This is a genomic window from Prosthecobacter sp. (assembly GCF_044378005.1).
Classification (GTDB): domain Bacteria; phylum Verrucomicrobiota; class Verrucomicrobiia; order Verrucomicrobiales; family Verrucomicrobiaceae; genus Prosthecobacter.
The window spans coordinates 1-3,770 of record NZ_JBILYB010000280.1 but is presented as its reverse complement, the minus strand read 5'-3'; the positions used below and the strand labels follow the sequence as shown (position 1 = coordinate 3,770).

At 59.7% G+C, this 3,770-nt stretch carries 5 protein-coding genes; 1 reads left to right on the top strand and 4 read right to left on the bottom strand.

What is annotated here, in order from left to right:
- The 4 genes from AC6FTP_RS26065 to AC6FTP_RS26050 all read right to left on the bottom strand — a co-directional run.
- The coding region (locus AC6FTP_RS26065; RefSeq protein ID WP_497209821.1) for a type I restriction endonuclease at positions 1 to 435 on the bottom strand (435 nt) is incomplete at its 3' end.
- Positions 436 to 562: 127 nt separating this feature from the next.
- Complete coding sequence (locus AC6FTP_RS26060) at positions 563 to 1,903, bottom strand: type II toxin-antitoxin system MqsA family antitoxin (protein ID WP_497209820.1); 1,341 nt, start codon at positions 1,901 to 1,903, stop codon at positions 563 to 565.
- 24 nt (positions 1,904 to 1,927) lie between these two features.
- A complete protein-coding gene (locus AC6FTP_RS26055; protein ID WP_497209819.1) occupies positions 1,928 to 2,299 on the bottom strand; it encodes a hypothetical protein in 372 nt (123 codons plus the stop codon).
- A gap of 78 nt (positions 2,300 to 2,377) precedes the next feature.
- Positions 2,378 to 2,893, bottom strand: a complete 516-nt coding sequence (locus tag AC6FTP_RS26050; protein WP_497209818.1) for a restriction endonuclease subunit S — start codon at positions 2,891 to 2,893, stop codon at positions 2,378 to 2,380.
- A gap of 96 nt (positions 2,894 to 2,989) precedes the next feature.
- Here AC6FTP_RS26050 and AC6FTP_RS26045 point away from each other — a divergent pair.
- Positions 2,990 to 3,770 (top strand): class I SAM-dependent DNA methyltransferase (locus AC6FTP_RS26045; RefSeq protein WP_497209817.1); only part of this gene is annotated, 781 nt, incomplete at its 3' end.

Here is a 3,770-nt window from a genome sequence, read left to right as displayed (position 1 = left end):
GATGCCGTTGATGTAGAGCACGATGTCCGGTCGTCGCTCATAGCCGCCTTTCAGCGTGACCTCCTCCGCCAGGGCGAAGTCGTTTTTCTCTGGGTGCTCCCAGTCGATGAGGTGGACGTTCTCATTCGGCTTCCCGGCGGCGATCTGCACCTGCACGGGATAGCGCAGGAGTTGGTAGGTGCGCAGGTTGGCTTGATACAAGGTGATGCCCGTAGCGTCCGCAGCGGCCATCAGCTTTTGCACAGCGGCGGAGATGTGTGCCTCGGAGTAGCCGCGCTTGAGTAAATTGGCTCGCAGGTATTCCACCTCGATGCAGCGGTTGTTCTCCCGCTTGTTCCACTCGCCCAGGTAGTCGTAGCCCAACCCACCCGGCCCGGTGAAGAGCTGGATGACGCGGTTCTGCGTCTTGCGTTCGGAGCGGGGGATTTCAGGCATCAGGTGGAGGATTGACTTTGGAACGCAGGAGGGCAGCTTCAACCTGCCGGTGGATGAAACTCGGCCTCAGCGCCGTGTGTTTCGGGTCTCACGACCAGCGAAACCTATATCCACCGGCTTTTTTGTCTCATGCGGCGGTTCCCAGCGGATTGTTCTTCCAAAGGAACGTCGCCTCCTCCTCTGACAAGTTTGGAAAGAGGCCGAGCTGGGTGAGGCGGGAGTAGGAGATGATTTCGGTGCCCGCTCGTTTGTTGAAGACCTCGGCGGCGATGGCGGTGTGCACCTTCACTTCGCGAGCAAAGGACTCGATCTGTTCTGGTTTGGGCTTCGGCCAGCGAGTGCTGAAGGCGATCAGCTTGTCGCTATACACCAGTGTGTCCTGCGCCCACTCATCCGCCTGCTTCTCGCGAATGTCATCCTTGCGGTCCACATACTCGGCGAAGACGTCTTTCACGTCGGTGATGTGCAGCATCAGGTGCGCGATCTCGTGGAAGAGGATCAGCCAAAACTGCGCGAGGTTGCGGTACTTCATGCTGTGGATGATGACCGCTTTCGTGGGTGACATCAGTCTCGTACAGCCACGGAAGGCGGACTGCTTCATGATGGGGGCAAACACCAGCGCCACCCCGGCCTCGGCCAAGATTTGGCGCACCTGCGGGATCACATCCACCAGCTTGGTTCGCGTCAGCTCACGTAACTCCTTCACCGCCACCGCCAGCTTGTCGCGATCATACGGCTTCACGTGGATGCGTTCGGCTGCGCGGCAGCCCAGTTCCATCCACAGCCCGCCGCTGATCCGGCTGAATTTCTGGCTGGTGTCCTTGTAGGCGGCCATCGCCAGCAGATTGTCATTGGCCATTTTGCCCAGTGCCAGCAGATCAGGCACTTCAAAACGCCGACACATCTCCGTGCGGCGGTCCTTGGCACTGGTTTTGGCGGCCACGAGCTGGATGCGGGCCAGCGAAGCATAATCCACTTCCTTCATGATCTTCCGTTCAGCCTCATCTGGCGGCCTCTCTTCCGTGGGGAAGCTCACTACGGCGGCAGCACCCCACTGACGGCCCTTGAGCGTTTCAAAGGCGGACCGGTCGGCGATCAGCAGGCGGAAGAAGTTCGAGACAGAGGCAGTGGGGCGCATTTTCCCGGCCACCCAGCGGGAGATGTTCTTTTCCCCGTAGCCGGTGACGGCGGCCGCCTGTTTGTGGGTAAGTCCATACTGTTGCAGGAAGAGCTTCATTTCCTCGGGGGTGATGGCACCCGTGATTCGATTCAGGCTGGCGTCGATAAGGCGGTTACCTTCTTCGCCGAGCACGGTGTCACCGCACTTCGGGCACTTCAGCATGGGCACGTTCTCGATCACCACCTTGCCAATGTCTGGCAACTCGGTGGTGTAGGGCAGCTTCACGGCTTCGAGCGTGCCATCACACTCAAAGCAGGGGACGCGATCTTTGGTTTTACGAGCAGACATGGCGGTTTGGATTCGGGGTCGGGTTCAGGCGATGGGCACGCGTGGCAGGGGCGCGTGCCCGGTGTTGTGAGGATGGACGGCTACTTTCACCCTCGGGGGTTCCCCTTTGGCTGAAAGCGTGATGTGGATCAGCAGCGCGGGCAGGCCTTCCTCCTCGGGATAGGGCAGGACGTACTGGTAGCGCTGCGGTGTGGTGTTCGGTTTGAGGTAGAGCTGGAACTTCTTCAGGTCGGCGACGAGATCCGCGAACAGGCCGTCCGCAGTGATCCCCCACTTGTCCAAATAGTTCCGGCTCGTGCTGTCGTTGGCATCCAGGAACCTGCGTCTCCGGTCCCGCAGCGCGGCGGTGATCTTCTCACGGACCGTGCTGGTGGCGAATCGGGGCGGCGGGTTCATGCAACGCGCGATAGTGGTGCTTTTTGACACCTCCGCAAGGCCAATGTTCAACCAAGGTGCTTTTGAGCACCTTGCCGCTCATACCAGCCGCGTCCTCCCGGTGAGGAGTTCCTGCATCATGGCATGCTTGAGGGCGCGGGTCTTCTCCCGCCGCTGCTCCAGCACCGCCAGCTCCCCGTCCATCTCACTCAGCACCGACGCGATGGCGGTTTGTTCGGGGAGAGGTGGAAATGAGAACAGGATGGGGTTCAAATCCTTCGCGTGAATGTGGGGCTGTGCTCCGCCAGTCTGTGCCTTGTAGATCGTCTGCTGTTTGCACAGAAGTTGGTAGAAGACGAAATCGAGGCAGTAACTTTCTGATTCGCTGATGGTGGAGCAGTCCGAAGCGAAAATCGGTTCGGCGTAGAGTGCAACATAACCGGCGCTTGCTCCCGAGGCGCTGATCGTGACCGTGCGGCCAAACCGATTTGCGGAAGCGTGATAATAGGCTGGTTGTTTGCCTCCTGCGATTACGGGAATCTCCCCCGGCATCAAGGTGCTGCTTGTGATGAGTTGCCCTTTCTTAATCTGGACAACATCCCCCAGCCGATTCACCTCCCACGCGCCATGGAAGCCGGGGAGGCGGGTTCCTTGCCATCGGATGCATACCCGTCTCTGATCTTTCAAACACGCACCTCTCAGAACCAGCCCATGGCCATTAAAAAATCCGACCTCTACTCCTCCCTCTGGGCCTCCTGCGATGAACTCCGGGGCGGTATGGATGCCAGCCAGTACAAGGACTACGTCCTCTTCATGCTCTTCATCAAATACGTCTCCGACAAATACGGCGACAGCGATGACTTTGCCCCGCCGGTGACGATACCGAAGGGGGCTAGTTTCAAGGACATGATCGCCCTCAAGGGCAAGAGTGACATCGGCGGCTTGATCAATACCCAGATCATCCAGCCGCTCATCGAGGCGAACTCCCGCCTCGCCCGCACGGACTTCCCGGACTTCAACGACCCGAACAAACTTGGCGAGGGCAAGGAGATGGTGGACCGCCTCACGAATCTCGTGGCCATCTTCCAGAAGCCGGAGCTCGATTTCTCGAAGAACCGCGCCGACAACGATGACATCCTCGGCGACGCCTATGAGTATCTCATGCGCCACTTCGCCAGCGAGAGCGGGAAGAGCAAAGGCCAGTTCTACACGCCGTCCGAGGTCAGCCGCATCATGGCCAAGGTCGTCGGCATCGGCCCGCACAATACCGTGGGCAGCACCACGGCTTATGACCCCACCTGCGGCTCCGGTTCCTTGCTGCTCAAGGTCGCTGCGGAGGCGGGTAAACACATCACGCTGGAAGGGCAGGAGAAGGACGTGACCACCGCCGGTCTCGCCCGCATGAACATGATCCTGCACGATTTCCCAACGGCCAACATTCTGACCGGCAACACATTGGCAGCGCCGAAGTTCAAGGACGAGGAACAACTGC